This window comes from Palleronia abyssalis (assembly GCF_900302445.1).
In the GTDB taxonomy this organism is placed as follows: Bacteria; Pseudomonadota; Alphaproteobacteria; order Rhodobacterales; family Rhodobacteraceae; genus Palleronia; species Palleronia abyssalis.
Window position 1 is genome coordinate 96035 of record NZ_ONZF01000006.1, and the last position, 15631, is coordinate 111665.

General features: G+C 64.3%; 16 protein-coding genes. 5 read left to right on the plus strand and 11 right to left on the minus strand.

The window, feature by feature from the left end; genetic code table 11:
• Window positions 1–4: 4 nt before the first annotated feature.
• The gene (locus PAA8504_RS13650; protein ID WP_108894748.1) at window positions 5–841 is read right to left on the minus strand and encodes a DUF6473 family protein; all 837 of its coding nucleotides are present in this window, start codon (window positions 839–841) and stop codon (window positions 5–7) included.
• 148 nt (window positions 842–989) lie between these two features.
• On the opposite strand from PAA8504_RS13650, the gene PAA8504_RS13655 reads away from it, so the two are divergent.
• Window positions 990–1865 carry a 3-hydroxybutyryl-CoA dehydrogenase gene (locus tag PAA8504_RS13655; protein WP_108894749.1) on the plus strand — a complete coding sequence of 292 codons (876 nt, stop codon included), beginning with the start codon at window positions 990–992 and terminating at the stop codon, window positions 1863–1865.
• Here the strand turns inward: PAA8504_RS13655 and PAA8504_RS13660 are convergent.
• The 7 genes from PAA8504_RS13660 to PAA8504_RS13690 all read right to left on the minus strand — a co-directional run bounded on the left by PAA8504_RS13660 (window position 1862) and on the right by PAA8504_RS13690 (window position 7005).
• Window positions 1862–2479 carry a DedA family protein gene (locus PAA8504_RS13660; protein ID WP_108894750.1) on the minus strand — a complete coding sequence of 206 codons (618 nt, stop codon included), beginning with the start codon at window positions 2477–2479 and terminating at the stop codon, window positions 1862–1864. The genes PAA8504_RS13655 and PAA8504_RS13660 overlap by 4 nt on opposite strands.
• Before the next feature lie 91 nt (window positions 2480–2570).
• Window positions 2571–2840, minus strand: coding sequence for an HPr family phosphocarrier protein (locus tag PAA8504_RS13665; protein WP_108894751.1), 270 nt, complete (start codon window positions 2838–2840; stop codon window positions 2571–2573).
• A gap of 3 nt (window positions 2841–2843) precedes the next feature.
• The gene (locus PAA8504_RS13670; RefSeq protein ID WP_108894752.1) at window positions 2844–3266 is read right to left on the minus strand and encodes a PTS sugar transporter subunit IIA; all 423 of its coding nucleotides are present in this window, start codon (window positions 3264–3266) and stop codon (window positions 2844–2846) included.
• The gene (rapZ, locus tag PAA8504_RS13675) at window positions 3263–4156 is read right to left on the minus strand and encodes an RNase adapter RapZ (RefSeq protein WP_108894753.1); all 894 of its coding nucleotides are present in this window, start codon (window positions 4154–4156) and stop codon (window positions 3263–3265) included. The genes PAA8504_RS13670 and rapZ overlap by 4 nt, the downstream gene beginning before the upstream one ends.
• Window positions 4153–4587: an HPr kinase/phosphorylase gene (locus PAA8504_RS13680; protein ID WP_245897640.1), complete on the minus strand. Its 435-nt coding sequence runs from the start codon at window positions 4585–4587 to the stop codon at window positions 4153–4155. The genes rapZ and PAA8504_RS13680 overlap by 4 nt, the downstream gene beginning before the upstream one ends.
• Window positions 4584–6293, minus strand: a complete 1710-nt coding sequence (locus tag PAA8504_RS13685) for a sensor histidine kinase (RefSeq protein WP_108894754.1) — start codon at window positions 6291–6293, stop codon at window positions 4584–4586. The genes PAA8504_RS13680 and PAA8504_RS13685 overlap by 4 nt, the downstream gene beginning before the upstream one ends.
• 10 nt (window positions 6294–6303) lie before the next feature.
• Window positions 6304–7005: a response regulator transcription factor gene (locus PAA8504_RS13690; RefSeq protein ID WP_108894755.1), complete on the minus strand. Its 702-nt coding sequence runs from the start codon at window positions 7003–7005 to the stop codon at window positions 6304–6306.
• A gap of 303 nt (window positions 7006–7308) precedes the next feature.
• Between PAA8504_RS13690 and PAA8504_RS13695 the strand changes: the two genes are divergently transcribed.
• Window positions 7309–8907: a phosphoenolpyruvate carboxykinase gene (locus PAA8504_RS13695; RefSeq protein ID WP_108894756.1), complete on the plus strand. Its 1599-nt coding sequence runs from the start codon at window positions 7309–7311 to the stop codon at window positions 8905–8907.
• A gap of 110 nt (window positions 8908–9017) precedes the next feature.
• A complete protein-coding gene (locus PAA8504_RS13700; RefSeq protein WP_108894757.1) occupies window positions 9018–10517 on the plus strand; it encodes a PRC-barrel domain-containing protein in 1500 nt (499 codons plus the stop codon).
• Window positions 10518–10574: 57 nt separating this feature from the next.
• Here the strand turns inward: PAA8504_RS13700 and PAA8504_RS13705 are convergent, their stop codons facing one another.
• A complete protein-coding gene (locus PAA8504_RS13705; protein ID WP_108894758.1) occupies window positions 10575–11339 on the minus strand; it encodes a sulfite exporter TauE/SafE family protein in 765 nt (254 codons plus the stop codon).
• 169 nt (window positions 11340–11508) lie between these two features.
• On the opposite strand from PAA8504_RS13705, the gene PAA8504_RS13710 reads away from it, so the two are divergent.
• Entirely contained in the window at window positions 11509–13200 is a 1692-nt protein-coding gene (locus tag PAA8504_RS13710; protein ID WP_108894759.1) for an acyl-CoA dehydrogenase family protein, read from the plus strand.
• A gap of 48 nt (window positions 13201–13248) precedes the next feature.
• Here PAA8504_RS13710 and PAA8504_RS13715 read toward each other — a convergent pair whose 3' ends face one another.
• Window positions 13249–13746, minus strand: a complete 498-nt coding sequence (locus PAA8504_RS13715) for an SH3 domain-containing protein (protein ID WP_108894760.1) — start codon at window positions 13744–13746, stop codon at window positions 13249–13251.
• A 120-nt stretch (window positions 13747–13866) separates the two neighbouring features.
• Here PAA8504_RS13715 and PAA8504_RS13720 point away from each other — a divergent pair, with 120 nt between their 5' ends.
• Complete coding sequence (locus PAA8504_RS13720) at window positions 13867–14853, plus strand: 2-hydroxyacid dehydrogenase (protein ID WP_108894761.1); 987 nt, start codon at window positions 13867–13869, stop codon at window positions 14851–14853.
• Here PAA8504_RS13720 and PAA8504_RS13725 read toward each other — a convergent pair.
• Window positions 14829–15545, minus strand: coding sequence for a hypothetical protein (locus tag PAA8504_RS13725; protein WP_146190497.1), 717 nt, complete (start codon window positions 15543–15545; stop codon window positions 14829–14831). The two genes, PAA8504_RS13720 and PAA8504_RS13725, sit on opposite strands and share 25 nt — an antisense overlap.
• Window positions 15546–15631: the final 86 nt, after the last annotated feature.

The following is a 15631-nucleotide window of genomic DNA, read 5'->3' on the forward strand; positions in this document are numbered from 1 at the left end:
CGCCTCACGTCCCGAACAGGGCCCCTCTGCGGCGGGGCCCTTCCGGATCCTTCGCCGGGCCGAGCGGCCATTCCGCCAACTCCGCCACTACAGGCGCAAGTCGATCTTCGACCGGGCAGCTCCGACCGGCTTTCGGCCTACCTGCCAAAAAGGTCTTCCTAGCGCCCGGAACGACGACCCTGCGCTCCACGTCCAACGCCTCGAACATCTCTTTCGTCACCAGGGCCGGGTCCGTGTCCAACCGGTTGGGATCAGCATCGTCCGGCCCGCGGTTCCCGCGCCAAAGCGCGATCACGGGTTGATCGAACTGGGCCAGCAACGTCTGCATCCGCTCCATCCAGATGTGCTGCAGCGCCTGTCGAACCACCGCGAACCGACCGGGAGAGCACGCCTGCATGTCGCCCAGCATCTGCCGCACGAAGCCATAACTCAGGAATTCCATCTCCGGGAACAGGTCGCGCAACTTCTCGCTTTGACCAATGACACGGTCATTCGACCATTTGTGGACGGTGAAAAACGGATTACGCAGCGCGTGGGCCCCCGGCACGGTGATGACCACCGCGCTGGCGCGCTGGACGTGCATCATCAGGCCTGTATCGGCAAGATAGGCGTCGGGCCCCGCTTGGCTCGCCGAGAAATCCACGCATGGCAGACCCAGCCTGACTTCCAGTGCGTCGGGCACTGAACTGTGGCCGGGGGGCGAGACAGTCTCTTTCGCGCCCAGGACGGCGACGAACGGCTCGTCCAATGATCGCTCCGGTCCCGGGCAGGCCAGTCTGCCGCCCGGATAAACGCACGTCTCTTCCTTCGGCAAAGCGCCGATTCGCTGTGTCAGGACCATTACCTGTCCCCCTTTCGTTCCCCACGTTCCACCATGCGGGCGGAAGGTTGGGATTTCCCTAAAGGCGAAGATTGAACCTATTTCTCGGCCCTTGCCCCGACCTTAGCCGACCCCTATCGTCCGCACGCGCAAGACAGGGGATGACAGGATGAATATCGAACGCGTGGGCGTGATCGGCGCCGGTCAGATGGGCAACGGCATCGCCCATGTCTGCGCCTTGGCCGGGTACGACGTGGTTCTGACCGATGTCGACGCCGAGGCGCTGGACCGCGCTGCCGACCAGATCGGCAAGAACCTGGACCGGCAAGTCGCGCGCGAGAAGATTTCCCAGGAGGAGCGCGATTCCGCCGTGGCCCGCATCGCAACCACCGGCACGCTGACCGATCTGGGCCAGTGCGACCTGGTGATTGAGGCCGCGACCGAGCGCGAGGCCGTGAAGGACGCGATCTTCAAGGAGCTTGTCCCCGCCCTGAAGCCCGAGACCATCCTGACATCGAATACCTCGTCGATCTCGATCACTCGGCTGGCGTCGAAGACCGACCGTCCCGAGAAATTCCTGGGGTTCCACTTCATGAACCCCGTTCCGGTGATGAGCCTGGTCGAACTGATCCGCGGTATCGCAACCGACGAGGAAACGTTCGACGCCTGCATGGCCGTGGTCGAACGTCTGGGTAAGACCGCCGCCACGGCCGAAGATTTTCCTGCCTTCATCGTCAACCGCATCCTGATGCCGATGATAAACGAAGCGGTCTACGTGCTGTATGAAGGCGTGGGCAACGTGAAATCCATCGACAAGGCAATGCGGCTGGGCACCAACCACCCGATGGGACCGCTGGAGCTGGCCGATTTCATCGGGCTCGACACCTGCCTTGCCATCATGAACGTCCTGCATGACGGGCTGGCCGATACGAAATACCGCCCCTGCCCCCTTCTAACCAAGTATGTCGAGGCCGGCTGGCTGGGCCGCAAGACCGGCCGCGGCTTCTACGACTATCGCGGCGACGAGCCCGTGCCGACCCGCTAGGCGTCTTCGGGCTCGGGCACCCGCCGCCGATAGGTCGCCACCCGCCAGATGTAGAATGCGACCAAGCCGACGACGACAGCCGTCGAAACCGGGTTCAGCCATGCCTGCACCCGCTCGTACTGGCTTTCCAGGAAATAGCCCGATGCGGTCAGGAAAGCCGTCCAGATCAGCGTGCCTGCGCTGGTATAGGCCAGGAACCGCGGCAGAGGCATCGGAACCAGGCCCGCCGGCACCGAGATGAACGTGCGCACCGTCGGCAGAAGACGCCCGAAGAACACGGCCATACCGCCGTGCCGGTCGAACCAGCCCTGCGCCTGGTCGAACTCGTCGGGGCTGACCGTCAGCCATCGCCCGTGCTTCGCGGCCAGTTTGCGGATACGGCGCTGTCCGATCTTCAAGCCGATCCAGTACCAAAGCACCGCGCCGGCAAGCGACCCGATGGACCCCGCGATCAGCACGCCCCAGAACGTCATGTCGCCCCGCGCGGCGTTGAAGCCGGCCAGCGGCATGATCAGTTCGGACGGGATGGGGGGAAAGACGTTCTCGGCGAACATCAGGAAGGCGATTCCGAAATAGCCCATCGCCTCGATCGTGCCGGATATCCAATCGAACATGCAGTCCCCCTTGTACCTCGGTCCCAACCGAGTGGAAGGCGCTGCGTTCCCCGGCATATGCACCCTGGAAGGCGCGTTGGGCTCGGACCCGCTACATATCCTCGCCGAACCGGCTTTCGACAAGCCGTTCCAGCGCGTCGGCCAAGGCATCGGCGTCCGGGCCGCGCGTCTCGACCTCGATCGTGGTGCCGCGATGGGCGGCGAGCATCAGAAGGCCCATGATGCTGTCGCCAGACGCGATTTGGTCGCCGTGACGCACATCGGCGCTGGCGTCATGGGCTTCGACGACCTCGACCAACTTGGCCGAGGCACGGGCGTGCAGGCCCTTCTCGTTCACGATCTTGAGGTGACGGCTGGCCATGCCTCAGCGTTGCCCGCCTGAGGCGATCTTGAGGTCCGGCGTGGGCTGCGCCATTGTGTCGAGGTACTTGCGGCCCGCCATCAACCCCGTGGACACCGCCTCGCCCAGGGGCAGGTGCCGCGATTTCGCCAGCTTGATCAGCAGCGGAAGGTTGGCGCCGTAGACGATCCGTCGGTCATCTGGACGGCACGCTCTCAAGGACAGGTTCGAGGGTGACCCGCCGAACATGTCGGTGGCGACGATCACGCCTTCCCCCTCGTCCACCGCGTCCGCCGCGGCACAGATTTCGGCCTGCTTCATGTCGCGGTTACACTCAGGGTCTATGGACACGGCGCGGATGCCGTTCTGACGGCCCACGACATGCTCGACCGCGGCCAGGAATTCACGGGCCAGGCCCCCGTGCGCTACGATGACGATGCCGATCACGGCGTTACTCCCGGCTCTCGCGGACCCAAGGTTCCGCGGCGCTCAAGCTCTCGATGCCGAGTTGACACCCGCCACGCGTTTGCTGCAAGTGCATTGCTCAATAATTCCGCAACGGCAACAGATCTGTGTTGCCCCCCGGTACATCCAATTGCAACCGTGAGGTGTGTCTTCCCTTCGCTTCGATACGCAGGGAGGAGCGATAGCAGAAGATCCCTCACCCGGTCGAAGGCATCCGCGAATCGTGCGTCGGCGGTGACGTAATCGCGGACGTCCTCCGACCGGCCGTCCAGCGGGCGCAGCCGAGGCTCCCAATGGGGGTTGGCGAGGAAGCGCATGTCGAAGACCAGATCGGCGCCCGGCGGCAGGCCCATCTTGTACGAGAACGACTCGACCGACACAGATAGCCCCAGATCGGTATCCCCACCGAACAGGCGTCGAATATCATCCCGAGTCTCGTGGACTGTCTTGTCGGATGTGTCGATCAGATTGGTGGCGCGGCTGCGGATCGGCTCCAACAGGGCGACCTCAGCGTCGATCCCGGCCTCCGGCGATTCCTGCGGCGTCAGGGGATGACGGCGCCGTGTTTCGGAATACCGTGCGATCAGCACCTCCCGGCGGGCGTCGAGGAACAGAAGATCCACCGAGTTCGCCGCATCCTCACGCAAGCTATCCACCAAGGCCAGAATCGCATCCGTGTCGAAATCGCGGTTGCGGATATCCACGCCCAGTGCCAGGGGACGGTCTGCGGGTAGCATCTCCCCCACCAGCGACAGCGGCATGTTGTCGACGGGCTCGAACCCGATATCTTCCAGCGTCTTCAACGCCGTGGTTCTGCCGGCCCCGGACGGGCCGGTGACGAGGACAACGCGGGCGCCCCCATTCTGCATCATTCGTTGATCCTTCGACCGGTCTTGAGGAATTGCAGCATCGCATCGGATAGATGGACATTTCCGGCGCCCGCAACCAGCGGAATCGACGCTCCCAGGATGTCACATTCCTGCGCGCGGGGCAGCCTTTCGGCAGGCTCGGCATCCAGGTCCACCACCATTTCTATGCCCGTAGGTGGCGCGACTTCTGCGGTCAGAAGCCCGACGCCACGTGCTTCGATCAGCCCGAGGATCGCGGTGGGCGCCCAAGCGACTATGCCGCGCTGCCGCGCCGCAAGGCAGGTCCGGTCGTCCGAGATCAGAGTGGCACCACGGGCCAGCATCGCAAGGGCCAAGGCCGACTTGCCCTGCCCCGCGGCCCCGCGGATCAGCAGGCCGCGCCCGTTCAGCGCCACGGCGCTGGCATGAAGGGTCAGTTGCGCCGTCGGCGTCACACCGGAAGACCGACGACGAACCGTGCGCCCATAGGCGCAGAGGTCGGATCGGCATCGGTGGGCTTGATGTTCTCGGCCCAGATCACGCCGCCATGCGCCTCGACGATCTGCTTGGAAATCGCCAGCCCAAGGCCGGAGTTGTTCCCGAACTGCCCCTCGGGACGCTCACTGTAGAAACGGTTGAAGATCTTCGCCAGCGCGCCCTCGGGGATGCCCGGGCCGGTATCCTCGACGACGACCAGAACCCGGTTCTCGCGCTTGCGGGCCCACATTCGGATTGCGTCCCCCTCCTTCGAAAACGAGATCGCGTTCGTGATGAGGTTCACGAAGACCTGCGCAAGGCGGCTTTCCAGACCGTCGATGACGATGGGCTCGGACGGCAGGTCGACGATGAACTCGATCCCCTTGCTCTCGGCATCGGCGCCCAGGTAGTCGCCCAGATTGGTCAGCATCCCCAGGAGGTTGAAGCTCTCCTCCTCCTCCTTGACCAGTTCGCTGTCCAGCCGCGAGGCGTTCGAGATGTCGCTGACCAGCCGGTCCAGCCGGCGCACGTCATGGTCGATCACGTCCAGAAGCTTGTCGCGCTGCTCCTCTTTCTTCACGAAGCGCAGCGACCCAACGGCCGAGCGCAGCGAGGCGAGCGGGTTCTTGATCTCGTGTGCGACATCCGCGGCGAACTGCTCGTTCGCGTCGATCCGGTCATACAGGGCTGCAACCATGCCGCGCAGCGCCGAAGACAGGCGCCCGATCTCGTCGGGGCGCGCGGAAAGGTCGGGGATGCGCACGCGCGATGGTTTCACGGCGCGCGAATGGCGGTCCCGCCCGATCTCGGCCGCAGCGGCAAGGTCCGCCAGCGGATTGGCGATGGTCGACGCCAGGACCAGGCTCAGCCCGATCGAGACGATGATGGCCACGACGAACATCTGCAGCACCTGCTCGCGCTCGGCGCGGACCAGCTCGTCGAGTTCGCCGGCGCCGCTGGTCATCGCGATGGCGCCCAGAACCACATCGTCCCGCTCGATGGGGGTGGCGACGGCGAAGATCGTGCTGCCGGCCTTGACCAGGTTCGTCTCGACATGGGTACCGCCGTCCAGCGCGCGGGCAACCAGCAGGTTCGCCAGCCTCTGCGTCTCGGCCGCGGTGGTGCTGTTGTCGCCTTTCTGCAGAAGGTTGGCGATCGACATCCAGGCACGGTCCAGCATGTCGGTGATGACCGTCGACCGTCCGTCCCGGTCCAGCCTCTGCGCCACCATTCCCGGCGCCCGTGGCATGCCGCGAGACGTCGTCAGGATTGCCCCGTCAAGGTCGAAGACGAAGACCTCGGATTGCCCCGAAAGATCGAGCATCGCGACCGTGCGTTCGGGGTCGATGCCGGCGCCCAGGGTGGCCTCGGGGTCCTGGGCCAGCCGCGCCTCGAAGACATTGGCGACCAGCTCGGCCTCGGCGACCAACCCGGCCTCGCGCTGGAACACCAGACTATCGCGGAACGGATTCAGGAACAGCACGCCGGCGACCAGCATCAGGATCGCCAGAAGGTTGAAGATGACGATCTTGCGCGCCAGCGGCGAGCGGTTGATCGCGATGGGACCTTTGGGGCGCGACTTGTTGCGCGCCTCGCGCTCGGCCGACGCATCGGGACGCATCCAGTCCTCGCCCAGGATCAGACCAGAACGCTGTGCGCTTCCCGAATTGCTGTCTATCGCCATCGTCACCTGTCTACTCTTCGTTGTAACGATATCCGATGCCGTACAGCGTCTCGATCGCGGCGAAATCGTCGTCGACCGAACGCATCTTCTTGCGCAGACGCTTGATGTGGCTGTCGATCGTACGGTCGTCGACATAGACCTGATCGTCATAGGCCACGTCCATCAGCTGATCGCGGCTTTTCACGAAGCCCGGGCGTTGCGCCAGGGCCTGCAAAAGCAGGAACTCGGTTACAGTCAGCGACACGTCCCTGCCCTTCCATTTCACGGCATGGCGCGCCGGGTCCATCGTCAGATGGCCGCGTGTCAGGGCCTGGCTGGCCTCGACCGCGGTCGGCTCTTCGCCCGACAGAACCTCCTGACGCCGAAGAAGCGCGCGGATCCGTTCGACCAGAAGCCGTTGAGAAAAGGGCTTCTTCACGTAGTCGTCGGCGCCCATGCGCAGGCCCAGGACCTCGTCGATCTCGTCATCCTTCGAGGTCAGGAAGATCACCGGCATCTGCGTCTTCTGGCGCACGCGCTGAAGCAGATCCATCCCGTCCATGCGGGGCATCTTGATGTCGAATACGGCCATGTCCGGAAGCTTCTTGTTGAATGCATCCAGCGCCTGTTGACCGTCATTGTACGTCTCGACCTCGAAACCTTCGGCCTCGAGCGTCATGGCGACCGATGTCAGGATGTTCCTGTCATCGTCCACGAGGGCAATTCTCGACATGGGAGTCGTCCTTCTACTGCACGATTTTCTTCTGTTGCCTGTGGCCGTCTTTTTTCGGTCATAATTTCGTGTGGCCGAAACCGAGGCAACAGGTTTCGTGATTCGGCGCCCGATGCGCTGCCTCATGTGACCTTTAAATCGTTAGGGCTGACTTAATTGCCTCACCTCGCCAAATTGCCCGTTGGCGTTAAACTCGCCCCGGTTGCGCTAACCGGTCTGGCCCCAAAACCTTCGACGGTGTAACGAAGGACCCTTGGCAGGCACCTACCAAGCAACTTTGTTACTTCATTCAGGACGGACAGGATGACCGACGGACGCGTGAACCCGAACCACACCCTCGAGACGCAAGGTATCGGCGGGCTCGGCACCGTCTATTATAACCTGACCGAGCCGCAGTTGATGGAAACGGCCCTTGATCGGGGCGAGGGCAAGCTGGGCCAGGGCGGCACGCTGCTGGTGTCGACCGGCAAGCACACCGGGCGTTCACCCAAGGACAAGTTCGTCGTGAAGACCCCCTCGACCGAGGACACCATCTGGTGGGAGAACAACCCCCCCATGGATCCGGCAAAGTTCGACGCGCTGAAGGCCGACATGCTGGAGCATATGAAGGGCCGCGACTATTTTGTGCAGGACCTCTTCGGCGGGGCCGACCCGGCCCATCGCCTTGACGTGCGCGTCGTGACCGAACTGGCCTGGCATTCGTTGTTCATCCGCCATCTTCTGCGGCGCCCGGATGCGGAAAGCCTGAAGACCTTCACGCCCGATTTCACGATCATCAACTGCCCGACCTTCAAGGCCGAGCCCGAAAAGCATGGCTGCCGCTCGGAAACGGTGATCGCCATCAACATGGACGACAAGACAATCCTGATCGGTGGCACTGAATATGCCGGCGAGAACAAGAAGTCCGTCTTCACCCTGCTGAACTACATCCTGCCCGAGAAGAACATCATGCCGATGCACTGTTCGGCCAATCACGCGCCGGGCAACCCGGTGGACACGGCCGTGTTCTTCGGCCTGTCGGGTACCGGCAAGACGACCCTGTCCGCCGACCCGAACCGGGTGCTGATCGGCGACGACGAACACGGCTGGTCGGATCGCGGCACCTTCAACTTCGAGGGCGGCTGCTACGCCAAGACCATCGGCCTCGACCCCAAGGCCGAACCCGAGATCTATGCCACAACCCAGCGCTTCGCGACCATCATCGAGAACATGGTCTATGACGAGACCACGCGCGATCTGGATTTCGACGATGACAGCCTGACGGCGAACATGCGCTGCGCCTACCCGCTGCACTATATCTCGAACGCGTCTGAAACGGCGCTTGGCGGACACCCCAAGAACGTCATCATGCTGACCTGCGATGCGTTCGGCGTGCTGCCCCCCATCGCGCGGCTGACCCCGGCGCAGGCGATGTATCACTTCCTGTCGGGTTTCACCGCCAAGGTCGCGGGGACCGAACGTGGTGTGACCGAGCCGCAGCCGACATTCTCAACCTGTTTCGGCGCGCCCTTCATGCCGCGGCGCCCCGAAGTCTACGGCGAACTGCTGAAAAAGAAGATCGCCAAGCACGGCGCGACCTGCTGGCTGGTCAATACCGGCTGGACCGGTGGGTCCTATGGCGAAGGCAGCCGGATGCCGATCAAGGCGACCCGTGCCCTGCTGTCCGCTGCACTGGATGGATCGCTCGACCAGGCCCCGTTCCGTAAGGATCCGAACTTCGGGTTCGAGGTCCCTACGACCGTCGGCGGCGTTCCCGACCTTTTGCTCAACCCACGCAAGACTTGGGATGATCCGGCGGCCTACGATGCGCAGGCACGCAAGCTCGTCGACATGTTCTCGGAGAATTTCGCGCAATATGAGGCGCATATCGACGACGACGTCCGCGCGATCGCCTTGAACTAGGTTTCTGGCTCTCTGGAAAAGTAGAAGTTTCTCGGAACCTCTCGCCTTCCTCCGCCTTTCGTGAACAGGCCCGATGAGGTCAGTTACGTATCTAGTGGAGGAAGGCTCCTATGAACAACCGCACACGCGCAATGCTGCTTGGCACGGCTCTCACGCTGCCGCTCGCCGGCACCGCCCTCGCCCAGCAAATTGAAATCAACCCCGACCAGCTGACCGGCAAGTCGACCGAATGCCAGGATCTCGGCCAGATGGTCGCCGATATGGACGGTCAGGTCGAAAACGTGTCCGCCCAGGACGTCGTGACCGCGATCAACCAGGACGAAGCTGAAACCTGCTCCACGCTAGCAAGCGAGCTTGGTGGCACGTCCGGCGAGACCGAAGATCAGGCCCAGGCATCCGAAGAAGACCAGGCGAGCGAAGAGGCCACGGCTGAAGCCGATGCAGAGGCCGAGGCCGACGTTCAAGTCAGCGAAGAAGTCCAGGCGACCGAGCAACTCGATGTCGAAGCTGAAGCACAGGCCTCCGTGCCCGCGCCGAATGTCGACGTTCAGGTTCCCGGCTCCGACGTTTCCGTAACGCCCGGCACGCCCACGGTCACTGTCGATCAGACAGCGCCCGAGATCGAGCTCGAGCAGCCGCAGCCGACCGTCTCGGTCGAGATCCCCGAAATCATCGTACGCGTCGAGATCCCCGCGCCGAACCTCTATGTTCTGCAGGCCGATCCGTCGGTTTCCGTGCAGCAGGGCGAGCCGCAGGTCGACGTTCAGCAGGGCGAAGCTCAGGTCGAAGTCACGCAGCCTGATCCCAACGTCACCATTGCTCTGGCCGAAGACGAAGTTGGCGAGAACGCCACCGACGTCGAAGGTGAAGGTGCCGAGGGCGGAAGCTCCGACGGGTCCGAAGGCGATTCCGTCGACGGTAACGTGACCACCACCCGCGGCGAGCCGACCGTGCAGATGGTCCAGAACGACGAAGAACCGCAGGTCGAGATCAACAGCGGCGGCGAGCCGACTGTAAGCTACAGCGGGTCCGATCCGCAGGTCGATGTTCAGTTCGCCCAGCAGCCGTCGGTCGAGATCGTCCAGAGCGGCGAGCCTCAGGTAACCTTCGAGACGCAGGAAGAGCGTGAGCAGCGCCAGTCGCAGCAATCGCAGTCCGAAGGTCAGCAGTCCGAAGATGAGGCCGCTGCCACTTCGGCGGAGCAATCCTCGGAGGAGCAGGCTTCGGATCAGTCGTCCGAGCAAAGCACCGATGAAACCGTGACGATGTCGGACGGCGAAGCTTCCGCCGAAGAAGACAGCGCCGCGGCCGGCGGTGAGACCATGACCGTGGGCGACATCCTCGGCATGACCGTGATGAGCGCCAATGGCGACGATCTCGGCACCCCCGACGCGGTGATCGAGATGGACGGTGAGCAGATGCTCGTCATCTCCTCGGGCGGCTTCCTCGGGATCGGCGACACGCAAGTTCCCGTGGCCCTGTCGGACGTCACCATGCAGGACGGCCAGATCATGCTTCAGTCGATGACCGAAGAGCAGATCGAAAGTGCCGAAGGCTTCGAGTACGACTCGGAGACTGCGCTTCCCGACGATGCGCAAGTGAACATGTAATTCCCTGACGGGATTGCTTTTCCGCCGCGCGCCGGTCCCCCGGCGCGCGGCTTTTTTCTATCCGAAGATACCCCTGCGGATCAGGTTCAGCCCCGCGACGATCAACACCGCCAAAGTGGCCTTCCGGAACTTCACCGCGTCCAGTCTGTCGCCCGCCTTGAACCCGATCCACATGCCAAGCGCCGCCGGGATCAGCAGGAAGACCGAGAAGCCCACAGTCTCGCCATTCAGGATCCCCGATTGCAGGTGCCCCACCAGAAGCGCCACGGATCCCAGCCCGTAGACCACCCCCTGCACCGCCATCTGCTTCTTCTTCGGCGTATCGAGCGCCAGCAGGTACAGCACCGTCGGCGGCCCCCACACGCCCGCGAAACCGCCCAGCCCCCCAGCGACCAGCCCGATCCCCAGATCGTAGCGCCCGCGTTGCGCGTCCGGGACGCGAAAGCTCCACCCGGTCAGCTGGATGACCGACAGCATCGCGACGGGCACGCCCAGCGCGACATAGATCGCCCGTTCGGGCACCACCGTCAGGAACTGCGCCGCGATCAGGATCATCACGCAGACGATGACGATATACCGCCGGAATTCCAGCACGGCGGCCCAAGCCTCGGCGCGGCCGGATCGCGCGACCTGCAACGCGTTCGACATCACGATGGGCAGGACGATGCCCGCCACGACCAGCCGCGGGTCGATCAGGATCGACAGGGTCGAGATCATGATCAGCGGCATCGCGAACCCTACGGCCCCCTTCACGAACCCGGCGCCTAGGGTCAGGAGGAAGGCATAGGCAAGAAGGGCGGGGGGAAGCGTGTCTGGCAACATGCGCCCAGCGGTATCCCAAGGGACCGGGGGGCGCATCCTGCAAAACCACCCGCGCGCAAAAATTGGACGCGTCACTTTTGGAAAGATCACGCACATTATTTAGAAATCTTGTTGCGCGCGCGATCCGGTCGCGCTACCTCGCTTCGCAACCGCAGCATAAGGAACGATCATGCCCCACGATGGACAGGACCAGTTTCAGGTCGAGCCTCGGACAGACCTTCTTCCCGACCTGCTGTCGCTGACGGCGGCGGCGATCCCGGCGCTGGAATCGGTGCAGGACAAGGCCATTCAGGCGGTCCGCACGCATGTGACCGAAGGTGACCGCGTCTCCGGCGCACGGATCGAGGCGCACCAGCATGCCGTTCACGGGCTTGCCTGGCTGGCGACCTATGTCGAGGCGCTGTGCCAGATGCAGACCTGGGCCGAGAAGCTGACCGAAGCCGGCACCTTCGGCGAGGTCGAAGGCCTGGTCCATCAGATCGCGTTCGGCGAGTACCTCGCCCAGATCCGCGGCGGCATCCCGATGAGCCAGGGCGAGATGCTGCGCCTGACGGACCTCGGCCTCGACGCGGGCATCGAGGGGCCCGAGATCGACACCCTGATCCGCTCTGGCAACAACCAGGCTGCGCGCACGCGGTTGTTGGAATTGATGCGCGAACGCTCGGCCGAGATCACCGTGGGCCGCACCGGCCTCGATGACGAGCTCGAGATGATCCGTGAGCAGTTCCGCCGTTTCTCCGTCGACAAGGTCGAACCCCACGCCCACGAATGGCACCTGAAGGACGAACTGATCCCGATGGAGATCGTTTCGGAAATGGCCGAGCTGGGCGTCTTCGGCCTGACCATCCCCGAGGAATACGGCGGCTTCGGCCTGTCCAAGGCGTCCATGTGCGTCGTGTCCGAGGAACTGTCGCGCGGCTATATCGGCGTCGGCAGCCTTGGCACCCGGTCAGAGATCGCGGCCGAGCTGATCCTGTGCGGCGGCACCGAAGAGCAAAAGCAGAAGTGGCTGCCGGGCATCGCCTCGGGCGAAACGCTGCCCACCGCCGTCTTCACCGAACCCAACACCGGTTCGGATCTGGGGGCCTTGCGCACCCGCGCCACCCGCGACGGCGACGATTGGCAGATCACCGGCAACAAGACGTGGATCACCCACGCCGCGCGCACGCATGTCATGACGCTTTTGGCGCGCACCGACCCCGCGACCACGAATTACAGCGGCCTGTCGATGTTCCTGGCCGAAAAGACCCCCGGAACGGACGACGCCCCCTTCCCCGATGACGGCATCACCGGCGGCGAGATCGAGGTTCTGGGCTATCGCGGGATGAAGGAATACGAGCTGGCCTTCGACGGCTTCGCGGTGAAGGGCGAGAACCTTCTGGGCGGAGAGGAAGGCCGCGGCTTCAAGCAGCTGATGGAGACGTTTGAATCCGCCCGCATCCAGACCGCCGCGCGCGCGATCGGTGTGGCACAATCCGCGCTCGACATCTCCATGCGCTACGCCGAGGACCGCAAGCAGTTCGGCAAGTCCCTGATCGAGTTTCCGCGCGTGTCGGGCAAGCTGGCGATGATGGCGGTCGAGATCATGGTGGCCCGGCAGCTGACCTATTTCTCGGCCTACCAGAAGGACCACGGGCGGCGCTGCGACCTCGAAGCCGGGATGGCGAAGCTGCTTGGCGCGCGGGTCGCGTGGGCGGCCGCCGACAATGGTTTGCAGATCCATGGCGGCAACGGCTTTGCGCTGGAATACGCCATCAGCCGTGTCCTGTGCGACGCGCGGATCCTCAACATCTTCGAAGGCGCCGCCGAGATCCAGGCACAGGTCATCGCGCGCCGCCTCCTCGACACGCGCGCGACCTGATTTGGCATGACTGACGCACAGTACGGCCGCCCCCCTTGGCAGGGGGGCCTATTCGATGACTTCGTCCGACCCCACGCCCCACAGTGCGGCCTTCGGGGCCCAGCCGCGATAGCCCGCCTTGCGCAGCCGGCACCAGTCGCGCACGCATTCGTCGATCCGGGCGACCACGCCGCGCTTGACGTTCGCGATCTCGGGCGCGCGGAGATCGGGGGTGGCGCGCAGCACGACCTCCTCGGCGTCGACCATCACGGTCCGCACCCCCGACAGAAGCGAGTAATGCACCCATCCGCCCTGACCATCCCGATCCTCGACCCGGCGCCAATGGCCGTATTCGGCGGTGATGATCAGCGGCAGGTCCTTGCGGTTGTAAACCCAGTCGATCCGATGGCTCAGCGACGGTCCACGCCGCACGTTACCCTCCGTCGCCTTCATGGAAACGAAGCGCGGCATGGGCAGGTTCGTAACCGGACCACGCTCGGCCTCGGCCGCGACGCCCGTCGCGATGAAACACGCGGCCAACGCCGCAAGGAAAACTCGTTCTGTCATGTGTCCGTCCGGACCAACCGCTCGACCAGGGGCCTGTCGGGGTCTTCGGCTTGTGCTGCGCCCCGTTCCCCTGCACCTTGCGCCAAACAAAATCCGAATGAAATTCCCCAGGAGGTATAGATGTCGCCTGATCGTCTGAGTGTTGTCGTCACGCGACGGTTGCCCGCCGCGGTCGAGGCCCGCCTGAGCGAACTGTTCGACGTCGAACTGCGCGAGGACGACCGCCCGATGACGCGCGAAGAGCTGGCCGACGCGGTCGCCCGCGCCGACGTGCTGGTGCCCACGGTCACCGACCGGATCGACGCCCGCCTTCTGGCCCGCGCGGGCGAGCGGCTGAAGCTGATCGCCCACTACGGCGCAGGCGTGGACAATATCGACGTGGCGACCGCGCGGCAAAAGGGGATCCTGGTATCGAACACGCCGGGCGCCTCGACCGACGATACGGCCGACATGACGATGGCGCTGATCCTGGCCGTCACCCGACGCATTCCCGAAGGTCTGGCCACCATGCAGTCCGGCGCGTGGGAGGGCTGGTCGCCCAACGCCTTTCTGGGCGGACGCATCGCGGGGCGGCGCATCGGCATTCTTGGGATGGGCCGGATTGGCCAGGCGGTTGCGCGCCGCGCCAAGGCCTTCGGGATGCAGGTGCATTACCACAACCGTCGCCCCGTCCGCCCCCGGATCGAGGAGGACCTGGACGCGACCTATCACGAAAGCCTCGACCATATGGTGTCGCGGATGGACGTGATCAGCGTCAATTGCCCGCACACCCCCTCGACCTTCCACCTGCTGAATGCCCGCCGTATCCAGCTGCTCAAGCCTACGGCGGTGATCGTGAACACCTCGCGCGGGGAGGTCATCGATGAGAATGCGCTGGCCCGGGCGCTGGAGCATGGAAGAATCGCGGGCGCGGGCCTCGACGTGTTCGAACACGGGGTCGAGATCAACCCGAAGCTGCGCGAGACTCCGAACACGGTGCTTCTACCGCATATGGGATCGGCTACGGTCGAAGGGCGGGCCGAGATGGGCGAGAAGGTCATCATCAACATCAAGACCTTCGCCGACGGGCACCGACCGCCCGATCAGGTCGTCCCGGCCGACCTCTGATCCTCGGCCACGGGCGTCGTGCGGATCGCCACGGCGTAGCACCGCCCTGCCTTGTCCGTTACCGCATCGATCCGCTTCATCAACGGGCCGGCACCATGGTGCTCGGGCGCCTCGATCTCGCGCGATTGGGGCTGCCCGGCGAAGGCAAGGTCGATCCGGTTCTTTTCGCGAAGTTGCGCGGTACCGCAGCCGATGACTTCCAGCAGATGCTTGCCCGCCAGATGGCCAGCCGTCGCGCGGCGATATCGGGCCTCGGCCTGGCTGACGGCGAGGATGCGATAGCCTCGGTCCAGCGCGACCATCCTGTCGTCGGCGCAAACCACCAAGCTGGCCAGTGCGGGTCCGGCAAGGCCCTGCGGCAGGGGATCGGGCACGGGAACCTGTCGCAGTCCGCCGGGCACGCTCTGCGGCAGGCTGGAGGTGGGGGTCCGGAATAGGGTCTGGGCCAGCTTCTCTATGTCCTCGAACCGGCTCGTCGGCTCATCGACGCGGCGGCGGGCGAAGAAGTCCAGAAGCTCCTCCATCTCTTCAGTCGATTTCGGCTGATACCGTTCGATCTCGCTCAGAAGCTCGACCGACTTGCGCAACAGGCGGGCGTGCCCGCTTGCCCCGTCCGACTGGATCGCGACCCGAAGCTGAGCATCACAGCAGCGAAACGCTGCGCAAAGTTCCGTGAGCCTGGATGGGAGCATCTCGATAAGCCAAAATTACTTCAACCTTTCCGCGTTTCTTCAGGAATGCTCCCTGGGCTTCAAGCGAACGATCACGCCATGGTTAA